Here is a 19,386-nt window from a genome sequence, read left to right on the forward strand (position 1 = left end):
GACTACTCGAGGGATCCGAGTAGCACTACTCAGGCTATCGAGCCGCGCGGCCCGCAGGATCTACCCCATGACTTCTTCCCAGAACTCCGGGCTGGACCCGCAACTCGTCGCGCGCCTGTCCAGCCGCTTCGATTCCCTGGGCGACCACATGCGTCAGGTGGCCGTCGACCTGCATACATTGCAGTCGCAGCTCGGTACCGCACCCACTTCCGTGCCCGTTTCGGCTCCCGCCAGGCCACAGCCGGTGCCGCGGTCGTCTGCGCCGACCGTCCCTCCGCAGACGTTCTCGCCGCCCCAGATGCCTGCACCGCAGCAGCCCTATGCCGCGCGCGGCCCGGTGTCGGCACCTCCGTTCACGCCGCCTCCTGCGGTCGGCCGGTCCATGGCAGCCCCGCCGTTGCGAGGGCCGGTGGTCGCGCCACGGCCCCCCGCTCCGCCCCGTGAGCCGTGGTGGCAACGAGACGGCGTCATCAGTCGCCTGCTCGCCGTCGCGGGCGCAGGTGTCACGCTCGTCGGCGTCGTGATGCTGCTGGTTCTGGCCGCACAGGCCGGCTGGTTCGGGCCGCCTCTGCGCGTCGCCGCAGGCGGGGTGTTCTCCCTCGCACTGATCGGTGCCGGCGTGCGAGTGTTCGGTCGCTCCGGAGGACGCGTCGGCGGAATTGCTCTGGCCGCTACGGGTATTGCGGGTCTGTACCTCGACGTTCTGGCGACGTCCGTCCTGTACGGCTGGCTCGATCCGGTGATCGGGTTGATTGCTGCATTCGGAATTGCCGCTGCGGGAACAGCTCTCGCAGTGCAGTGGAAGTCGCAGCCGATGGCGGTATTGATTCTCGCCGGAGTCGCGGCGTGCGGGCCCATCCTGACCGACGGTCCGACCCTGGCCCTGATCGCGTTCTTCATCGCCACTTACATTGCGAGCTTCCCGGCTCAGATCGGCCGTGATTGGCCGCTGCTGCAGATCGTCCGGACCCTTCCCCTCGTCGGCACGGTCCTGATAGCGCTGGTCGGAACCGACCTGTCCGAACCGACCGACTACCGACTGCTTCTCGTCGTCGTCCTGGTGGCCGCGTCCGGAATGGGTATGTCTCTGGAACTGCTGCGCCGCAACGTCTCCGACGTGGTGGCCACCGTCATGACCGCTCTGGCTGCGCTGCCGCTGCTGATCTCGGCGAGCGTGTTCGATCGGTGGACCACCGTGACCGTGCAACTGGTTCTGGTGGCCGCGGCACTGGCGATCGTGCTGCTGGTGCACTGGCTGCCGGCGCATGCCCGCATCGCCGTCTCGATCATCGGTGCCGTGGCAATGCTGCAGGCCGCAGTCGGATCGACGACGGTCGACGTGCGTCCGGTCGTGCTGTTCGCGGTTGCCCTGGCGCTGTTCGCCGCGGCCCACCGCACCCGCTCGTCGTTGGCCTACCTGATCGGAAGCGCGTTCGGTGTGATCGGTGCGTTGACCTTCGTCTCGATCTCCCCGCCGGAGGCTCTCCTGGACTCCGATCACGCTGCCGGGAATGCGGGCAGCATCATCGGCGGAATACTGCTCGCTGCAACAACATTCGCGTTCGCCTATGTCCTGACCGAACTGAAACTCCTCGACGACGGAATGCAGACCCTCGCCATCGTCTCCGGAGTGCTCGCCCTGTACGGCCTCACCTCGGCCACCGTGAGCCTGGGAACCTCGATCGGCGGCAACACCACCGGATTCACCGCCGGGCACACCGCCGCCACGATCGAGTGGATGATCGCAGCATTCGCCCTGCTGGCCTTCGGCTTACGGAGTATTGCCCACGTTCACCTGGCACTGCTGGCCGGACTTTCGCTGACCGCCGCCTCCATCGCCAAACTGTTCCTGTTCGACCTCGTCGCCCTGGACGGCCTCTTCCGCGTCATCGCCTTCATCGCAGTCGGCTTGTTGCTGCTGATCGCGGGGACCCGATACGCCAAGGTATTCGCGGACCGAGAGGGCGCGGTCACCTCCTGACCCCAGCTGCCTCCTGATCCCAGCTGAGTGAATGGACCACTGCACACGTCTCGACGGTGTGCAGTGGTCCATTCACGCGTTGCGGGGGAGGGGTGGCTCCCGGCTGTGACGGCTCGCGTCAGCGGTTGCGCTCCCGAGCCAACAGTTCGCTGACACTGAGCACCTGGCGGTTGTCGCCGCCGCGGTGGCGGCCACTGTCGCCGCCTTCGGTGGACGGAGCGACACGACGACCGGACGGCTTCTCCTCGCGATCCGATTCCGAACTGGCCCCGACACCGTTGCCGTTGCTTTCGGTGTCATGTCGTTCCGAGGTGCGGTGGTCGGAACCACTGCTGTTGGAACCACTGCTGTCCGAACCGTTGCGGTCGATGCCGTTTCCGTTCGAGCCACGGCGTTCGGACCCGTTGTCGGCGTTGCCGTTTCGCCCGGAACCGTTGCGTCCGGCAGCTGTGCCGCCGTGGGTGCCGGTATGCGAGCCGTTGGTGCCGTGCTCGTCGGCTCCGTTCGAAGCTGCTCCGTTCGAAGCTGCTCCGTTGGTAGCAGCCCCGTTGGTAGCAGCCCCGTTGGCGGTCGAGCCGTTGGACGACGACCCGTTGGCACCGGTGCCGTGACCGTTCGAGCCGTGACCATTCGAGGTGTGGCTGTCAGAACCGTGGGAGCCGTTGGTGAGCGACTCGCTTCGCGGAGTGCTCGGCCGTGGTGCCTGCGATGCGCTCGGGGCTCGCAGATCGGCCAGCCAACTTTCGATGGATCGCGAATCCGGCTCCTCGGCCCGTCCCGCTCGCGTGCTACGGGTGCGGCTCGGGGGTGCACTCGGCGGTTGAGGCGACTGTGCTGGTGCCGGTGCGGGTGCGGCACTCGGGGGAGCGGGTCGAACGACGTCCGCTGCCTGAGTCGGTTCGGGTTCGACGTGCGGACGCGGCGGAACCTGCTGCGCCCGAGTCGGCCCGGATACGGGTGGGCGCGGTTCGGCAGGACGCGGCGGAGTGGGACGCGCCGCGGGTGCCTGCGGCGAGTAAGCCTGCGACGGGCGAGCCTGGGGCGAGTAGGCCTGCGACGAGTACGGCTGCACCGAATCGGGCTGGGGCTCAGCCTGCTTCGGGGGAGTGGTCGGTGCCGCGCGGGTCGGCTCGGGTGGCGTCGCCGGCCGGCCGGTCACACTTCGACGCGACTCTTCCTTCGCGGCGTGCGTGGCACGGATCGGTCCGCCTCCGTGCGGTGCCACCACCGGGATGGGTTCGGTGAGGGGCTCACCGCGGCGCGGTGTCGGACGCATCGGGGGTGCGACGGTCGACGAGGGTGCGCCGCCCGCGAGGGCGAGTTCGGGCACGTCTCCGGTGGGCAGCAGCTCGTCTTCGAGGATGGTCTCGCCGAGGCCGAGCTTGCGCTGAATGCGCTTCATCCACTGCGGAGCCCACCAGCAGTCGTCGCCGAGCAGCTTCATCGTGGCGGGCACGAGGAACATGCGAATCAGCGTCGCGTCGATGATGAGAGCGGCGATCATGCCGTAGGCGATGTACTTCATCATCACCAGATCGGAGAACGCGAACGCGCCGGTGACGACGATGAGGATCAGTGCCGCCGCGGTGATGATGCGTCCGGTATGCGAGGTTCCGATGCGGATGGCTTCGCTTGTGCTGGCACCCTTTTCGCGTGCCTCGACCATTCTGGAGAGTAGGAACACCTCGTAGTCCGTGGACAGGCCGAACACAATCGAGATGATCAGCACCAGCACCGGAGCCATGATCGGCCCCGGGGTGAAGTTCATCAGCCCCGCCCCGTGACCCTCGATGAAGATCCACGTCAGGATGCCCATGGTGGCACCGAGGCCGAGGACGGTCATCAGCACCGCCTTGATCGGCAGCACCAGCGATCCGAACGTCAGGAACATCAGCATCGTCACGATGAACACCACCAGCACGGCCATCAGTGGCAGCTTGTCGATGAGTGCGCTGATCGAGTCCTGCTCGATTGCCGGGGTACCTCCGATCATGACCGTCGCGCCGTCGGGCACGTCGATGCTGCGGAGGAAGTCGATGGCCGGTTTCGAGTCGTTGCGATCGGTCAACCCGGCCTTGAAGACGATGACGCCGTCCTTGCTGGCACCGACGGGAGTGAATTTCTCGATCAATCCGGGAGCGTTGTTCGCCTGCGTGGTGATCGCGCCGAGCGTCGGACCCTGCGCGCCCTCGATGACCATCTTGATGGGTTCGGTGCGCTGGCCGGGGAACAGGCTGTCGAACTCTCCCTGCGCGACGCGGGTGACGTTGTCCGGCGGTAGGTACGTCTCGTTGATGCCACCGAATTTGATGTTGCCGACGGGCAGCGTCAGAAGGACCAATCCGAGCACGATGGGCACGGTGACCTTGACGGGGTTGCGCATCACCCAGCGGGTGAGCTTGCCCCACATGCCGTTCTCGATCTCTTCGCTCGACTTGGTCTTGCGCATGAACTTCAGACCGAGGGCGTCGACGCGTGGGCCGAGGATGGCGAGCATCGCGGGCAGGATCGTGATGGCCGTCAGCGCTGCGAGCGCGACGGTGGCGATGGATCCGTATGCGACCGATTTCAGGAAGCCCTGCGGAAACAGCAGCAGGCCACCGAGGGAAGCGACGATCATCGTCGCGGAGAACACCACGGTGCGACCCGCCGTCATGACGGTACGGCGCACGGCCTGTGGCGTCGTATGTCCGTCACCGAGTTCCTCGCGGAATCTGGAGACGATGAAGAGTCCGTAGTCGATGGCCAACCCGAGTCCGACGAGCGAGACCACGGGCGCGACGAACGAGTTGACCTCGGTGAAGTTGGTGAACACCTTGACGATGCCGTTGGCTCCGACGACCGTCAGACCGCCGATGATCAGCGGGAGTGCCGCGGCGACGACGCCGCCGAAAATGAAGAACAGCAGGACTGCGACGGCGGGAATCGCCAACAGTTCCATGCGGTGAATGTCGCCTGCCATCGTCGACTGCAGTGCGCCGGCCACGGCCTGAAGACCGGTCACCTGCACGTCGACGCCGTCGATGTAGAAGGCGTCCTTGACGGCCTGGAAGTTGTTGGTCAGTTCGGTGTCGTCGGCACCCTTCATCGCGATGCTGGCGATGGCATGTTGCTTGTCGTTGGTACCGAGAGCTGCGAGGTTGGGTGCGCCGGGCACCTTGAAGTAGGTGCCGTTGACCTTCTCGATCTGGTCGGGATGGTCGACGGGGAGCGATTCGAGGCTCGAGACGACCTTCGACTGGAATTCCGGATCGTCGATCGACGACCCCTCGGGCGCGGTGTAGAGGACGATGACGTCACCCTGCTTGTCGCGTCCGAACGTCGTGTCCGCCAGACGGGCAGCCTGGGCCGATTCCGAGGTCGGATCGTCCCAACCGCTCTGACTGAGATGGCTGTTGAGATCGAGACCGTAGGCAGCGAAGCCCAACAGCCCGGCCACCATGACACCGATAACGGTGTACCGCAGGCGGTAGACGATGTCTCCCCATCTGGCGAACACTTAAGAAACTCCTTGGCGCCCGACGAGCAGGGCGGACAGCGGTCGGAAGGGCTGCAGCCACGCGCCCTCGTCGGGGAGCGAATCGAGACTCACCCGAGGCAGTGGCTCACGGAAGACGCCGGGAATGTCCTCGAGGTCGAGGAATTCCAGGATGTCCGACGTGACAGCCCAGCTTGCGTGCTCCCGGAATCCCAGTACCTGAACGGGTACTCCGGTTGCTGCGATGGCCTCCAACGGCCCCTTGAACGCCTGACCGTCGGCGGACGCGACCATGACACCGGCGAGGCCGCCGTCACGGTTGCGGAAGTCGATGTGGTCGAGCATGTCGGCGTCGACATCACTGTCTTCGTCGACCTTGGGCTTGGCGAACACCGCGAAGCCCACGTTACGCAATGCTTCGACCCAGGGGCGGACGACGTCGGCGCTGCCGGGTGCAATATTGGTGAACACCGTTGCCTCGGGCTCGAGCGTCGCGGTGCCCGAGGTGGACAGTTCGGCGGTGCGGCTGAGCAGCCATCGGCCCAGCGCATCGAATCGTGGGCGGTAGGCGGCGGTGGGCCGGCCACCCAGGATCGCGCCGAGACCCATGTCCAGGTTGGGTGCATCCCACACGAGCAGGACTCGCTTGCTGTGGCGGGACTCACCGATCGCCCCGAGCTCGGCGGGATCGATCACGGTGTCGGGCATGTCCGTACTGACGCTCATGCTGTCTTCTTTCCCCAGATCAATTCCGTCACCGAGCTGCCCACCTGCTGGGCCTTGCCCTCGAACTTGGTCACCGGCCGCTCGTGCGTCATGGGCGACTCCCAATCGAGAACGGTCAGACCGGGCTCGGCGTTCCCGGCCTCGGCAATCCACTCAGCGTATTCGGCGTGATCGGTGGCCACGTGCAGAACGCCGCCCGGCTTCAGGCGATCCGCGATCATCGCGAACGTGGGGCCCTGCAGGAGACGACGCTTGTGGTGGCGCACCTTGGGCCACGGGTCGGGGAAGAAGACGCGAACGCCGGTCAAGGACTCCGAGGTCAGCATGTTCTCGAGGACGTCCATCGCGTCGCCGCGGAACAACCTGACGTTCTCGATGTTCTCGCGCTCGATCTGCTGCAGAGTCTGCGCGAGCCCGGGTCGGTAGACCTCGACGGCCATGAGGTTGACGTGCGGCTCGGCCATCGCCATCGCCGTGGTGGCCGTGCCCGTGCCCGACCCGATCTCGAGAATCGCCGGACCGCTGCGCCCGAACCAGGCGTCGATGTCGATCTGCTCGTCGGCGACATCGCGGCCGATGCGTGGCCACAGGTTGTCCCAGGTGCTCTGCTGAGCGTCGGTCAGCGCTCCGCGGCGGGAGCGGAAACTGGTCACTCTGGGGTACAGCCGCGAGCCCCGTTCCTGGGTCTGCACCGAGTTGTCTCCGGTGTCGGCAGAGGTGTCCTGTGGCTCGTTCACCGGTCCATTGTCGCGCATCGGCGGAGTGTGTGACAGGTGGGTCTCGAGTTGAAGTTGAGACTTGCCGTTCCATCGCTGATCAGCGGTAGGGCCGCGTCCTATAACTACAACGGTGTAATTCTCGACGGCCCGTCCGGAACGGCCGTCGTGTGCCAGAATCGGTGCCGCAGCAGGGGGCTGCGGGCCACGTGGCCGATCGTGCTCGACGAGCCGATCGCACATCTCGATGTGGCCGTTCGGTGGGTCGTTTCCGGGGGGATCGATGATGGACGGTGCCGAGGCAGGTCTGGGTCGATTGCGTGTGCGCTCGGAAGAGGTGGACGCGGCCGGGGCCGGCGCAGGCCGGAAGGCTGTCGAGAATGCTGTCGAGCGGCGTCTGCGGCCGCTGGAGGTGCACGTTTCCGGCCGCGTCGGAGTCGGGAAGTCGGTGATTGTCTCGGTGCTCGATGCCGCGCGACTGCATACCGACGGGTTCGAGGTCCGGTTGCACGAGAGCGGATGGGCCGATATCCCGCGTGCCGCGGAGGTGCAGCAGAGGCGCACCGCATCCGATGTCGACGTGCTCGTCCACGTGCTGGCCGGTGCCGTGTCCCCGGACGACATCACCTTCCTCTCCGCTCGACCCGGCGGACCGCCGGCACACACCGTGATCCTGCTGAACAAGGCCGACACTCTCGACGAACCTGCGGCGACGGCCGCAGCGGCATCCGAGCAACTGGGGCGACGAGTGCTGCCGGTGATGGGATCTGTTGCAGCGGGCCTGGGCGGCGCGGCCCGAGGCTTCGCTGTGGACATGGCCGATGTGCGGGCCGTGGCGGCCGGTGCGCTGCGTACTGGGGATCTGATGACGGTCGATCGGTTTCGGAGTGCTGATATTCCGCTCTCGACGCCGCGCCGAGAGGCACTGCTGGACCGGGTGGAATTACGCGGTCTCGCCCTACTCGTCGATGCGCTCCGGCGGCGTAGCGAAGTGTCCGACGCGGATGTACTGCGTGAGCTGTGGGAGGCCACCGGCGTCGACGCCGTGACGACGGTGGTGTCCGACACTGTCTCGGCTGCTGCGACGGCCCGCGACGACGACCTGCACGAACAACTGCTGCAGATATCCGCCCGTCACCGTGACGTTCGAGGGGCCGTCGAATCCTATCTGGCTTCGGACGAGGCGGTGGCTGCCGATATGCGCTGTGCTGCAGCGCGATTGGCGGTGCCGATCGAGACGGGCTCGGAGCAGGCCCTGCTGGAGCAGGCATCGGTGTGGAAGCGGTGTGCCGCCACCTCGGAGGACGACGACGTCCGGCGCTCCGCCCTGGCCCTGTGCCGCGGCTATGTGCGGATGCTCCGACCGTGACCGATCCGAACCGGTTCCCGCTGCCGGACGATCTGAAAGGTGTTCTGCGTCGACGGAACTCGGAATCCCTCGTACGCATCGACCGTGCACGCAGCAGCCGACCTGCAGGCATTCACGTCACCGGCACCGCAGCATCCGGCAAGACCGAGATATGCCATCTGCTCACCCGGCGCGACGGCGCGGAGATCGGGTTCGCCGACTCGGTCGAGGAGGCCGCGGTGGTCGTGATCGTCGTCGACGCGTCGGCTCCGGTCGGCCGTGCCGACGTCGAGCGCTGGCGTCCTGCCTTCGAGTCGACACCGGTTGTGTTGGTGGTCAACAAGATCGATGTGCATCGCCGGTGGCGCGAGGTGGTCGACGCCGATATCGAGATCGTCGCCGAGCGTGTGCCGCGTGCGGTGGAACACTCCGTTCATCCGGTCTCGGCACGGTTGGCACGAGCCGGTAGGGAGATTGGCGATGCTGCCGTGTTCGCGGAGTCGGGTTTCGGGGCGGTCGCCGACAGAATCGACGCGTTGCTGATGCAGGCCGCGGCGGTAGGGGCACAGCGCAAATACGTTGCTGCAGTGCAGGAATCTGCCGCAGAGGCGAAGGCCGCCATCGTGGCCGAAGCTCGCGCAGTGACCGGAGGTGGTGACACCGCCCCTCTGCGTGCCAGGCGGGCGCGGCTGCTCGATGAACGAGAACGTCTCGGTGGTGACCGACGAGCATTGCTGCACAACCGTATTCAACGGGTTCGGGTCGACTGTATTCACGCTGCGGTCGAGGACGTTCGGATGCTCGGCGCGCAGGTACGGCAGACGATAGAGGGATCGCGGCGGGCCGAACTCGGCCATCTGCCCGGGCACCTCGCCGAATCCGTACAGGCAGTTCGAGCACGCGCCGACGCTGCCTTGTCCACCGGTCTCCGCGCCGTGGAAGTCGAACTCGGGCTCGCCGGCACGGTGCCCGAATCCGGTACTGCAGGCGGTGAGATCGACATCGGCGAACCGACCAGGCGACGCGGGATCGAGGACGTCCTGATGGTCGCACTGGGGGCCTCGGCAGGGGTGGGACTGGGTCGGCTCGTAGTTTCGCCCCTGGCTCTGATTCCTACCTTGGCCGTCGCCAACACGATCGTCTCACTGGCCATCGGTGCCGCGATCGCGTGGTGGTTGACCCGCTCACGCGCACTCGTCGCCGACCGTGCGCACCTTCGCGGCTGGACCCAGGAAAGTCTGGCTCGCGTGAAATCGGACGTGGAACAGCGGCTGCTCTCTCGCATTCTCGACGCCGAGTCCGCACTCGCGTCGGCGTTGACCTCGGCGGACCGGGAGGCGGCGGCACGTATCGATCTGTCGCTGGCCGAGATCGACGCCGAACTTCGCACGCTCGCCGATCACAGATCGGCGCTGCTCTCGGCCTGCGATCGGGATCTGGCTGCACTCGAGCGCGGGCTGGAGCGATTTCGCGGGTCCGGGCGCGACTCGGTCGCGCCGTCGAAGCCCGTCGAATTCTCTCCCGGCGATCCGGAACCGATCGGCGCGTCGATGCGTCGAAGCGGGTAGGTGCACGTCCGAACAGGTTCGCAGGCGGCGAACAGGCACCCGACAGTGAGGAGCGTCGATGATCGCGGTGGATGGCTTCGCAGTGGGCGGTTTCGAGACGAACGAGCCGGCCGAGGACGCGTCGGACGACGGTGGCGGATACGTCTCGACGGACTGGTTCGATCTCGACGGCGACGGTCGTCACGAGACTTCCGTTCGGACGACGGAGGCCGGAACGACGGTGGGAACGGATGTCGATGGAGATGGTGTGACAGACAAGTTCACCGCCTTCGACCGTGACGGGCACTACGAATCCTGGGAGATTTTTCGGGAAGCGAACGGTTTCGGGCAGGGCAGATCGTCCGAATCCGGCCGACTGTAGGCCATTCGGTCTGATTTACATCGGCGCTGGTGGATGGCTTCTTGCGTCGGTCTTTCCCTATCTGAATCGGTCTTGTGACCAATCGGACAACACCCTGTTTCTGGAATCACGTCGCTCGGCGTTAACCTGATGAACAGGACATCCGGCGCTCGGTCCTCAGCTTGCTGTATCCAGTAACATGGTGTACTGCAGCTCGAACGGCCGAGCAGCGCCCCGCCGAGAGGGGAAAACCGAGATCTACTCGTGCGTGCTTGCCCACAGCGATCGTGCGAATTCTTCCCGGTTCCGGCTAACCCCAGGAGAGTTAGATGACCTCAGCGACCATTCCCGGTTTGAGCGGCACCGACAGCGTGCCGACTCGACACAAAGAACTGCTTGCCTGGGTTGCTCAGGTAGCCGAACTGACCGAACCGGACTCCGTGGTGTTCGCTGACGGATCCGACGCCGAATGGGAGCGCCTGACCGACAAGCTGGTCGAGGCAGGAACCTTCACCCGTCTCAACGACGAGAAGAAGCCCAACTCGTTCCTCGGCAACTCCGATCCGTCGGACGTGGCCCGCGTCGAGTCGCGCACGTACATCTGTTCCAAGGAAGAGATCGACGCCGGTCCCACCAACAACTGGATGGACCCGTCGGAGATGCGGTCGTTGATGACCGAGCTGTACCGCGGTTGCATGCGCGGACGGACCATGTACGTCGTTCCGTTCTGCATGGGACCGTTGGACGCTGCCGATCCCAAGTTGGGCGTCGAGCTCACCGATTCGGAGTACGTCGTCATCTCCATGCGTGTGATGACCCGCATGGGTCAGGCCGCTCTGGACAAGATCGGCGACGACGGGTTCTACGTGAAGGCGCTGCACTCGCTCGGTGCTCCGCTGGCCGAGGGTCAGGCCGACGTGCCGTGGCCGTGCAACGACACCAAATACATCACCCACTTCCCCGAGGACCGCGAGATCTGGAGCTACGGATCCGGTTACGGCGGCAACGCGCTGCTGGGCAAGAAGTGCTACTCGCTGCGTATCGCGTCGGCCATGGCCCACGACGAGGGCTGGCTCGCCGAGCACATGCTGATCCTCAAGCTGATCTCCCCCGAGGACAAGGCGTACTACATCGCGGCGGCATTCCCGTCCGCGTGCGGTAAGACCAACCTCGCGATGATTCAGCCGACCATTCCGGGCTGGCGTGCCGAGACCATCGGTGACGACATCGCGTGGATGCGCTTCGGTGAGGACGGTCGTCTCTACGCCGTCAACCCGGAGTTCGGTTTCTTCGGTGTCGCTCCGGGCACCAACTGGGATTCCAACCCGAACGCGATGAAGACCATCGATCAGGGCAACTCGGTGTTCACCAACGTCGGCCTGACCGACGACGGCGACGTGTGGTGGGAAGGCCTCGAAGGCAAGCCCGATCACCTGATCGACTGGAAGGGCAACGACTGGACGCCCGAGTCCGGAACCGATGCCGCACATCCGAACTCGCGGTACTGCGTGCCGATGGCTCAGTGCCCGTCGATGGCTCCCGAGTGGGACGACCCGCAGGGTGTGCCGATCTCCGCAATCCTGTTCGGCGGACGACGCAAGACCACCGTTCCGTTGGTGACCGAGGCCCGCGACTGGCAGCACGGAGTGTTCATGGGAGCCACCGTCGGCTCCGAGCAGACCGCTGCCGCCGAGGGCACCGTCGGTACCGTCCGACGCGACCCGATGGCCATGCTGCCGTTCCTCGGCTACAACGTGGGCGACTACTTCCAGCACTGGATCGACCTCGGCAAGAACGCCGACGAGTCCAAGCTGCCGAAGGTGTTCTACGTCAACTGGTTCCGTCGCGGCGACGACAAGCGCTTCCTGTGGCCCGGATTCGGTGAGAACTCGCGCGTGCTCAAGTGGATCGTCGAGCGCATCGAGCACAAGGCCGCGGGCGTCGAGACCCCGATCGGTGTCGTCCCCACGGCCGAGGCACTCGACATCGACGGCCTCGACACCACCGTCGACGACGTCGCCGAGGCACTCGCGGTGAACACCGACGAGTGGAAGGCCGAGATCCCGCTGATCCAGGAGTGGTTCGACTTCGTCGGCGAGAAACTGCCCACCGGAATTCAGGACGAATTCGACGCCCTCAAGCAGCGTCTGGGCGCGTAGTATTCACGAGACAGAACGGGGCTCACCGAGGGGTGGGCCCCGTTCTGGCTTTCGAAGTATGCGAGATCAGGCAGTGAGAGCGGCCGCGCCGTGCAGGGTGCCGAGTCCGCTCAACGCAGCCGGCACCACCTGCAGGCCGTCGAGGAACTTCAGGCGCGCGTGCAAGGCGATCGACTCCCGGATCGGATCCCACAGCGGCGGGCCGGCCTGAGCGAAGCCGCCGCCGATCACCACCATCCGGACGTCCACCAGTGCGACCGCCGAGGCGATGGCCTGACCGAGCGCCACTCCGGCACGTTGCAATGCGGTGACGGCGAGCGGTTCGCCCGCGGCGGCATCCGTAGCCAGTTCGACACCGGTGTTCCCCGGCCAGCCCTGCTCCCGAGCCCACCGCACCGCCGAGGGGCCGCTGGAGACGGTCTCGACGCACCCGATTCCGCCGCACGCGCAGGGCGTCGTCGAACCGGGGACGACGATGTGGCCGATGTGCCCGGCATTGCCACTGGCCCCGGCAACGATTTTCCCGCCCAGCACCAGGCCCCCGCCGATGCCGGTGGACACCACGAGGCTGAGCACGTCCGGTATCCCGACAGCGGCACCGAATCGATGCTCACCCAATGCCGCTGCGCTGCCGTCCATGGCCAGAAGTACCTCGGCGTCGGGCAGTGCGGCGGAAATGTGTTCGCGCAGGCCGAATCCGTTCTTCCACTCGTCGACATTGATCGGCGCGACCGACCCGGTGACGAGGTCGACCGGACCGGAACACGCGACCCCGACCCGCGTCACGTCGACGCTTCCGACGACCCCGTGCAGCAGTTCGGCACAGGCCTCCCACACGCCGGTGGCCGGTGTCGGAACTGTCTCCGGGTGCTGCGGACGTCCGTCGTCGCCGACGAGTGCCGCTGTCATCTTGGTGCCGCCGATGTCGAGCGCGAGTGCCGTCATCGATCCAGGTTATGCGGGAGTGGAGCCTGCGGAATGCCCCATTGGGTATGCGTTCGGTTTCAGGACCAGGACGAGGTTGCTGCCGAGGAACTCACGGAGTATCGGTATACGCATCATCCACCATGCCCAGCGCGGGTGATAGCGCGGAAACGCGGCCAGTAGCGTTGCGTTGGGAGTGCTTCGCGCCCAACGTAATCCGTCTGCCGCGCTGATGTCGAACAGGGATTCGCCGAATCGGTTCTTGGGTTCGTGCCCGGTGGTGCGGGCGTAGCGTCGGGCCGCGTATTCGCCGCCGAGATAGTGCCACGGCCGGGTCTCGTGGCCGCCGAACGGGCCGAACCAGATGGTGTACGAGAGCACCGTGAGGCCGCCGGGTTTGGTGACGCGCAACATTTCCTCGGCCATGGTCCACGGCTCGCGGACGTGTTCGGCGACGTTCGACGAGAAGCAGATGTCGACGCTGTCGTCGAGGAAGGGCAACGCCATGCCGGAGCCGCGAACCGAACCGGGGATCTGCAGTCCGGCGGCGTGCATTTCCGAGGCGTCGGGTTCGACGGGCAGATAGCGCGTGCAACTCGCGCCGAAGACCTCGGCGAAGTATCCCGGTCCGCCGCCGACGTCGAGCACGGTCGCTGCCGACATGTCGGTGCCGGTCAGGCCGCGGTACAGGTCTCCGATCAGTTCGACCGAATCACGGGCCAGGGCACCGTAGAAGATGTCCGGAGAACTCTGCTCGTGCCCGAAGTCCTTCAGGAGTTTCACCGAGCGACGCAGTGTCGCGCGAGAGGCGAACAGTCGTGTCACGGCGGAAGTCACGAAAACGAACCCTAGCGGTTAGTGTGGCAGCGGTATTCGACGACGGTCGAGAAGCGAGCACGGTGGATGGGGTGAAGCGAGCGGTGCGCGAGGTTCTGTTGCTGTGCTGGCGCGATACCGGGCATCCGCAGGGCGGTGGCAGCGAGCGCTACCTCGAGCAAGTAGGCGCGGGCCTGGCTCGACGCGGTGTCCGCGTCACGCTGCGGACGGCGTCCTATCCCGGTGCTCCGGCCGAGGAGATCGTCGACGGCATCCGGATCAGTCGCGGTGGTGGTCGCCTGTCGGTGTATCCCCGCGCTCTGGCCGCCATCGCCGCCGGTCGGCTCGGTTTCGGGCCGCTCAAAGGGATCTCCCCGGATGCCGTGATCGACACCCAGAACGGCATTCCGTTCTTCTCCCGCGCAGTACTCGGTGTGCCGGTGACGCTGCTGGTGCATCACTGTCACCGCGAGCAGTGGCCGGTGGCGGGCCCGATGATGGCAAAGCTCGGCTGGTGGCTCGAGTCGACGATCTCACCGAAGGTGCACCGCCGCAATCAGTACCTGACGGTGTCGTTGCCTTCTGCAGACGAGCTGATCGCTCTCGGTGTCGACCGGGAGCGCATCGCCGTGGTCCGCAACGGTGCCGACGACATCCCACTGTCTGTACCGGAAGGCGGCGAGGACACCCGCACGCCCCACCCGTCCTTGTCCGTGCTGTCGAGGCTGGTTCCACACAAGCAGATCGAGGACGCGATCGACGTCGTGGCTGCACTGCGCGGCAGCATTCCCGACATCCATCTCGACGTCATCGGCGGCGGGTGGTGGGAACGGAATCTTCGCGAGTACGTCACGAGCCTGGGCGTCGATCGATACGTCACCTTCCACGGTCACGTCGACGAGGAGCGCAAGCATGCACTGCTCGGTCGGTCGTGGGTGCATGTGATGCCCTCCCGAAAGGAGGGCTGGGGCCTCGCCGTCGTCGAAGCTGCCCAGCACGGTGTTCCCACGGTGGGCTATCGCAGCTCCAAGGGGCTGACCGATTCGATCATCGACGGCGTCACCGGTGTTCTCGTGGGTGGTTCGACATCCGGAGCGGAGGACCGCGATGTGTCCGCGCTGACCGGTGCCGTCGCCGAACTGCTGCAGGATGCCGAGGCCCGCACTCGCCTCGGTGAGAAGGCACGAGTCCGCGCGGGTGAGTTCTCCTGGGGCCAGTGCGCCGACGGCGTGTTCTCGGTGCTCGACGGGACGACGCGCGGCACCTGGTCGTCAGGCCTGGTGGGGGCGGCCGACGCGCACACGCCTGCCGAATCGGCTCAGGAGTCCTACCGCTAGTCCGCCGAGCAACAGCAGTGCCCACGCCAGATGTGCGAGCACAACGGCTGTTGCCGAACGACTTTCGAGCATCGCCGGATCCGGCACCCGATAGAGGCTCAGTTCCTCGTCGGAGTACACGGCGTCGAGTCGGTCCAACGTCTGCTGCGCATTGCCGAGCTCGCCCGGAGTCGTGCTCTCCACCAGTACCCAGCCGACCCCCAGGGCCGCCAGAGTGTCCGCGGAGTCGCCTGCGAGCAGGGCGTTCTGCACGTCCGTCGCCCGTTTTCCTTCCCCGCGGACCGTGCCGCCTGCGACGAGGAGTTCACCGGTCTGCAGCACGTCGACCGGCAGCATGCGGGGTGCGGGATCGAGAACGGGTGCTGAGCCGCTGTAGGGAAAGCGGCGAAACATTCCGGCGGGAAGGACGGCCACGTCGCCGTCCTGGTCGGCGAGTTCCGCCGACACCGCTTGCCACGACTGCGGGTACGTCACCGGTTTCAGTGCGCTGCCGACGCCCCAGCCGAGGTCGGGGAGCGCAACGAGCAACGCCAGCACGGCAACGCCCCCCGGGAGCCACGCGTTGCCGAATCGGGTGCGTCGGGACGCCAACCAGCTGATACCGGCCGCAGCGGCGAGGGCGTACATCGGCATGGCCAGCGCGACCCACTTCTGCGAATCGCGGAGCAGACCGGCCCCGGGGACGGTGTCGCCCAGTACGCGAGCCGCCGCCAACCCCGGTCCGGTTGCTGCCAGCGCAGGAAGCACGATGGCAGCGAGTGCAACGACACCCAGGCCCACGATCACCGGATTGCGTCGACGGCGATACAGCGGCCGTATCCCGAGAGCGACGACGGTCAGCAACAGGACCGTCCCCATGACAGCGAAAAGTCCTGTCCGAGAACCGGGTACGGCGTCTGAGTTCCAGATGCCGCCGAGACCGGCCAGACTACCCACCGTGCCCAGACCCGGTTCGGCGCGTGCTGCGAACGCGGCCCAACCCGCCGGATCCGCCGGTTCGACGCCACCGCCCGACACCATCGTCGCCGCCAGCCACGGCACCGACGCGACGGCGGCGATCGCGAGGGTGGCGACCACGCGCAGGCCGCGTCGGGCACCCCCGGGGAGGGCGACGACGAGTAGCGCGACGGTTGCCGCCAGCAACGCACCGGTAGGGGTGAGCCCGGCCGCGGCCAGGCAGACGGCGAGGGCCCACCAGGAGCGACCGGACCTGACTGCGAGTGCGGCGACCACCGTCCACGGGAGGGCGGCGTAGCCGACGAGCAGACTCCAATGTCCCTGCAGCAGGCGTTCGGCGACATAGGGGTTCCACACGGCCACCGTCGACGCGACGAGCAGCGCAGGCAGTGGTGCGGTGGGCAGCATCTTCTGCGCCATCACCGCCGCGCCCCAGCCGGCCGTCCACAACGCCAGCAGCAGAACGGCCTTGACCACAAGGCCGCCGTCGAACACCGTGGTCAGGGCCGCGATCGCGGCATCCTGCGGCACTGCCCGCGCGGCCGCGTCGGCGATTCCCCAGGCGGAGTCGGTGAAGTAGGAACGGGGGGTGCTGACGGCGTCGCGAAGCAGGAGATATCCAGGGCCGAGCAGTGGTCCGAGAACGACGAGCGAGAGCAGCAGGCTGTAGAGCGGCGGCGTCCACCTCGACCTCGACCACGCCATGATCGGCACCCTATACCGTGGACGCATGTCGTTTCGCGCCTCGTCCGAGGCAGACCACCCGGCGGGTGCGTCCGTCGCCGGGATGGGGATGGTGACGGCCGGCTCGATGTTCGCCAATGTCGTGGCGTATCTGCTACAGGTGCTCGCGAGTCGCATGCTCGGCGTCGAGGGTTACGGCGAGTTCGCGAGTCTTCTTGCGGTGCAATTGGTTCTGGCGGTCCCGGCGTTGGCGTTGCAGTCCGTCGTCGCGCGCGAGGTGGTGCGCGGCCGCAGTTCGCGCGAGCTGCGTGGCGTCGGCTACCGCTGTGCGGCGGTCGCGGGTGTGCTGGCTCTCGCTGTGTCCCCGGCTTTGTCGGCGGCCATGGACGTCTCGGCAGCGGCGACGGTGTCGGCCGTGATCGCTGCGCCGGTGCTGGTGTTGTTGGCCGCGGAGCAGGGGCTGCTGCAAGGACGCGGCCGGTTCGGCGCACTGAGCGTGGTGTTGGCGGCGGCCGGTTTCGGCAAGGTGGCGCCGGCGGTGGTCGTGTTGCTGCTCGGCGGCGGCCCGGGTTCGGTGCTGCTGGCCACGGCGGCCGGTATCGGCGTGGTGGCCGTCGGCGCGCGGTCGGCCGCCGGAGCGCCGGTGAACGCGGTGTCGGAAACCAGGGTGACCGTTCTGACGGTGCTGCAGGCCTCGCAGGTGCAGTTGGTGCTGATCGCGATGTCCGCATTGGATCTGGTGCTGGCTCGGTCGTTGCTCAGCAGTACCGAAGCCGGGCTGTATGCGGTCGGTGCCGTCGCGTCCAAAGCGGCGTTCTGGCTGCCGCAGGCGGTCGGAGTGGTGTTGTATCCGCGCATGGCGAACCCGCTGCACTCGGCTGCCGCAGTGCGATCGGCGCTGACCGTCGTCGCCGGACTCGGCACGGTACTGGTACTCGGGGGCGCGCTGGCGTCGCCGCTACTTCCTTTGGTTGTCGGTGACACGTATTCCGGTGTGCAGCAATACGTGTGGCTCTTCGTGCTGCAGGGGGCGTGTCTGGCGGTACTGCAGAGCGCACTGCTGTGGGCAATCGCGGGGGAGCGCACCCACCTGGCCCTCGTCGCCTGGTTCGCCCTCGCGGTCGAGGTGCTGCTGTTGCTGTTCGTGGCCTCCACCCTGGCCCAGTTCGTCACCGTCGCAGCCGTTACCGCCGCGGTCACGATGGCCGTCGTGTGCGGCGTTGTCCTGTTCGGCGACAGAATCAGTCGCGCGCGGGCCGGATCTCGCCGATGATCTCGAAGTCGACAGCACCGGCCAACGCCAGATAGATCGGTTGCGAGACGTGGCCGTCGGACAGAAACAGGTGCCCACGGGCACCGGTGAACGACACCGAATCGGATACGGATTCGATGATGCGAACATCTGCTGTGCCTGCCCTGTTCACCAGCGCGCCCAGCAGTTTGATGCCCTCGTAGCACGACTGTCCCAGTGCGCCGACGATCGGCGCATCGACCCCGAATGAACGAGCGAAACGAGCCGAGAATCCCAAACTTGCTTCGGTGGCGAGGGTTTCGAAATAGCCGGACGCGACGTACAGCCCGTGGGTGTTCTCGCCGCCGGCCGCCAGCAACATGTTCTCGTCCATCAGTGGACTGAGACGGATGCAGTGCCCGTCCAGCCCGGCCCCGGCGAATTGCTGATGAAAATGGACTGCGTCGTCGCCGATGAGGAGGACCACGGTCGCGTCGGCACCCGACCGCTCGATCGCGGTGACGGTCCTTGCGAAGTCGCTCGTGCCGACCGGTGCGAACTCCGCGTGCACCACCGATGCGCCCAGCCCACGGAGCCGAGTTGCCGTGATGGAAGCGCTCTTTCGGGGCCAGACGTAGTCGTTTCCGACGATTGCCCAGCGGCGTCGTCCGAATTCGCGAACGAGGAACTCCAGCGCCGGGACCAGTTGGTTGGCAGGGGTCTCACCGGTGATGAACAGTCCCGGGTAGCGGTCGCCGCCCTCGTACATGGAGGTGTACACGTACGGAATCCGTCCGAGCGTCACCGGAATGACGGCTCGCCGTACCGCCGAAGTGTGCATCCCCGCCACCGCATCGAGGGCACCGGCATCGAGCAGCGTCGCGACCTCGTGGGCCACCGTCACCGGATCGCGGCCGCCGTCGATGGACATCAACTCGACGCGGCGGCCCAACACGCCGGCCGAGGCGTTGAGTTCGTCCCTGGCCAGCTGGGCCGACAGCTCGCTCGAGGGTCCGATGATGCCGAACGGTCCGGACATCGGAAAGATCAGGCCGACGCGAAACGTGTCGAACCGATCGCTGTTCATCGTGCCGTCCGTCCGCTCGGTGTCTCTTCGCGGT

The 19,386-nt window shown here is 66.7% G+C and carries 14 protein-coding genes; 7 read left to right on the forward strand and 7 right to left on the reverse strand.

Features of this window, described 5'->3' with window-relative positions; genetic code table 11:
* Positions 1–67 precede the first annotated feature (67 nt).
* Positions 68–1,981, forward strand: a complete 1,914-nt coding sequence (locus RFA01S_RS06525; protein ID WP_081371282.1) for a DUF2339 domain-containing protein — start codon at positions 68–70, stop codon at positions 1,979–1,981.
* Positions 1,982–2,099: 118 nt separating this feature from the next.
* On the opposite strand, the gene RFA01S_RS06530 is transcribed toward RFA01S_RS06525, so the two are convergent.
* From RFA01S_RS06530 to trmB, 3 genes are read right to left on the reverse strand one after another with little or no spacing between them, the layout of a single operon-like run.
* The gene (locus RFA01S_RS06530) at positions 2,100–5,480 is read right to left on the reverse strand and encodes an MMPL family transporter (protein ID WP_032406052.1); all 3,381 of its coding nucleotides are present in this window, start codon (positions 5,478–5,480) and stop codon (positions 2,100–2,102) included.
* Positions 5,481–6,167, reverse strand: a complete 687-nt coding sequence (locus RFA01S_RS06535; protein WP_228139387.1) for an NYN domain-containing protein — start codon at positions 6,165–6,167, stop codon at positions 5,481–5,483.
* A 14-nt stretch (positions 6,168–6,181) separates the two neighbouring features.
* Positions 6,182–6,958 (reverse strand): tRNA (guanosine(46)-N7)-methyltransferase TrmB, encoded by a 777-nt coding sequence (gene trmB / locus RFA01S_RS06540; protein WP_370878763.1) that lies wholly within the window; start codon positions 6,956–6,958, stop codon positions 6,182–6,184.
* A gap of 226 nt (positions 6,959–7,184) precedes the next feature.
* On the opposite strand from trmB, the gene RFA01S_RS06545 reads away from it, so the two are divergent.
* The 4 genes from RFA01S_RS06545 to RFA01S_RS06560 all read left to right on the forward strand — a co-directional run bounded on the left by RFA01S_RS06545 (position 7,185) and on the right by RFA01S_RS06560 (position 12,316).
* Positions 7,185–8,270 (forward strand): hypothetical protein, encoded by a 1,086-nt coding sequence (locus tag RFA01S_RS06545; RefSeq protein ID WP_155291264.1) that lies wholly within the window; start codon positions 7,185–7,187, stop codon positions 8,268–8,270.
* Positions 8,267–9,817: a P-loop NTPase family protein gene (locus RFA01S_RS06550; protein ID WP_032406053.1), complete on the forward strand. Its 1,551-nt coding sequence runs from the start codon at positions 8,267–8,269 to the stop codon at positions 9,815–9,817. The genes RFA01S_RS06545 and RFA01S_RS06550 overlap by 4 nt, the downstream gene beginning before the upstream one ends.
* A gap of 58 nt (positions 9,818–9,875) precedes the next feature.
* Positions 9,876–10,178 (forward strand): DUF6802 family protein, encoded by a 303-nt coding sequence (locus tag RFA01S_RS06555; RefSeq protein ID WP_032369497.1) that lies wholly within the window; start codon positions 9,876–9,878, stop codon positions 10,176–10,178.
* Between the two features lie 308 nt (positions 10,179–10,486).
* Positions 10,487–12,316: a phosphoenolpyruvate carboxykinase (GTP) gene (locus tag RFA01S_RS06560; RefSeq protein ID WP_032392102.1), complete on the forward strand. Its 1,830-nt coding sequence runs from the start codon at positions 10,487–10,489 to the stop codon at positions 12,314–12,316.
* Between the two features lie 66 nt (positions 12,317–12,382).
* Here the strand turns inward: RFA01S_RS06560 and RFA01S_RS06565 are convergent, their stop codons facing one another.
* Together RFA01S_RS06565 and RFA01S_RS06570 are read right to left on the reverse strand one after the other, a co-directional pair.
* The gene (locus RFA01S_RS06565) at positions 12,383–13,261 is read right to left on the reverse strand and encodes an ROK family protein (RefSeq protein WP_032406054.1); all 879 of its coding nucleotides are present in this window, start codon (positions 13,259–13,261) and stop codon (positions 12,383–12,385) included.
* 9 nt (positions 13,262–13,270) lie between these two features.
* Positions 13,271–14,065: a class I SAM-dependent methyltransferase gene (locus RFA01S_RS06570; RefSeq protein ID WP_052060391.1), complete on the reverse strand. Its 795-nt coding sequence runs from the start codon at positions 14,063–14,065 to the stop codon at positions 13,271–13,273.
* Between the two features lie 95 nt (positions 14,066–14,160).
* Between RFA01S_RS06570 and RFA01S_RS06575 the strand changes: the two genes are divergently transcribed.
* Positions 14,161–15,393, forward strand: coding sequence for a glycosyltransferase family 4 protein (locus tag RFA01S_RS06575; RefSeq protein WP_032400525.1), 1,233 nt, complete (start codon positions 14,161–14,163; stop codon positions 15,391–15,393).
* Here RFA01S_RS06575 and RFA01S_RS06580 read toward each other — a convergent pair.
* On the reverse strand, positions 15,328–17,055 hold the full coding sequence (locus RFA01S_RS06580; RefSeq protein ID WP_072692035.1) for an MmpA family trehalose lipid delivery protein: 1,728 nt from the start codon (positions 17,053–17,055) through the stop codon (positions 15,328–15,330). The two genes, RFA01S_RS06575 and RFA01S_RS06580, sit on opposite strands and share 66 nt — an antisense overlap.
* Positions 17,056–17,080: 25 nt before the next feature.
* Between RFA01S_RS06580 and RFA01S_RS06585 the strand changes: the two genes are divergently transcribed.
* Positions 17,081–18,307, forward strand: coding sequence for a lipopolysaccharide biosynthesis protein (locus tag RFA01S_RS06585; RefSeq protein ID WP_174557225.1), 1,227 nt, complete (start codon positions 17,081–17,083; stop codon positions 18,305–18,307).
* Here RFA01S_RS06585 and RFA01S_RS06590 read toward each other — a convergent pair.
* On the reverse strand, positions 18,276–19,352 hold the full coding sequence (locus tag RFA01S_RS06590) for a substrate-binding domain-containing protein (protein WP_032406056.1): 1,077 nt from the start codon (positions 19,350–19,352) through the stop codon (positions 18,276–18,278). The two genes, RFA01S_RS06585 and RFA01S_RS06590, sit on opposite strands and share 32 nt — an antisense overlap.
* Positions 19,353–19,386: the final 34 nt, after the last annotated feature.

It is taken from the genome of Rhodococcoides fascians NBRC 12155 = LMG 3623 (assembly GCF_001894785.1).
GTDB lineage: Bacteria > Actinomycetota > Actinomycetes > Mycobacteriales > Mycobacteriaceae > Rhodococcoides > Rhodococcoides fascians.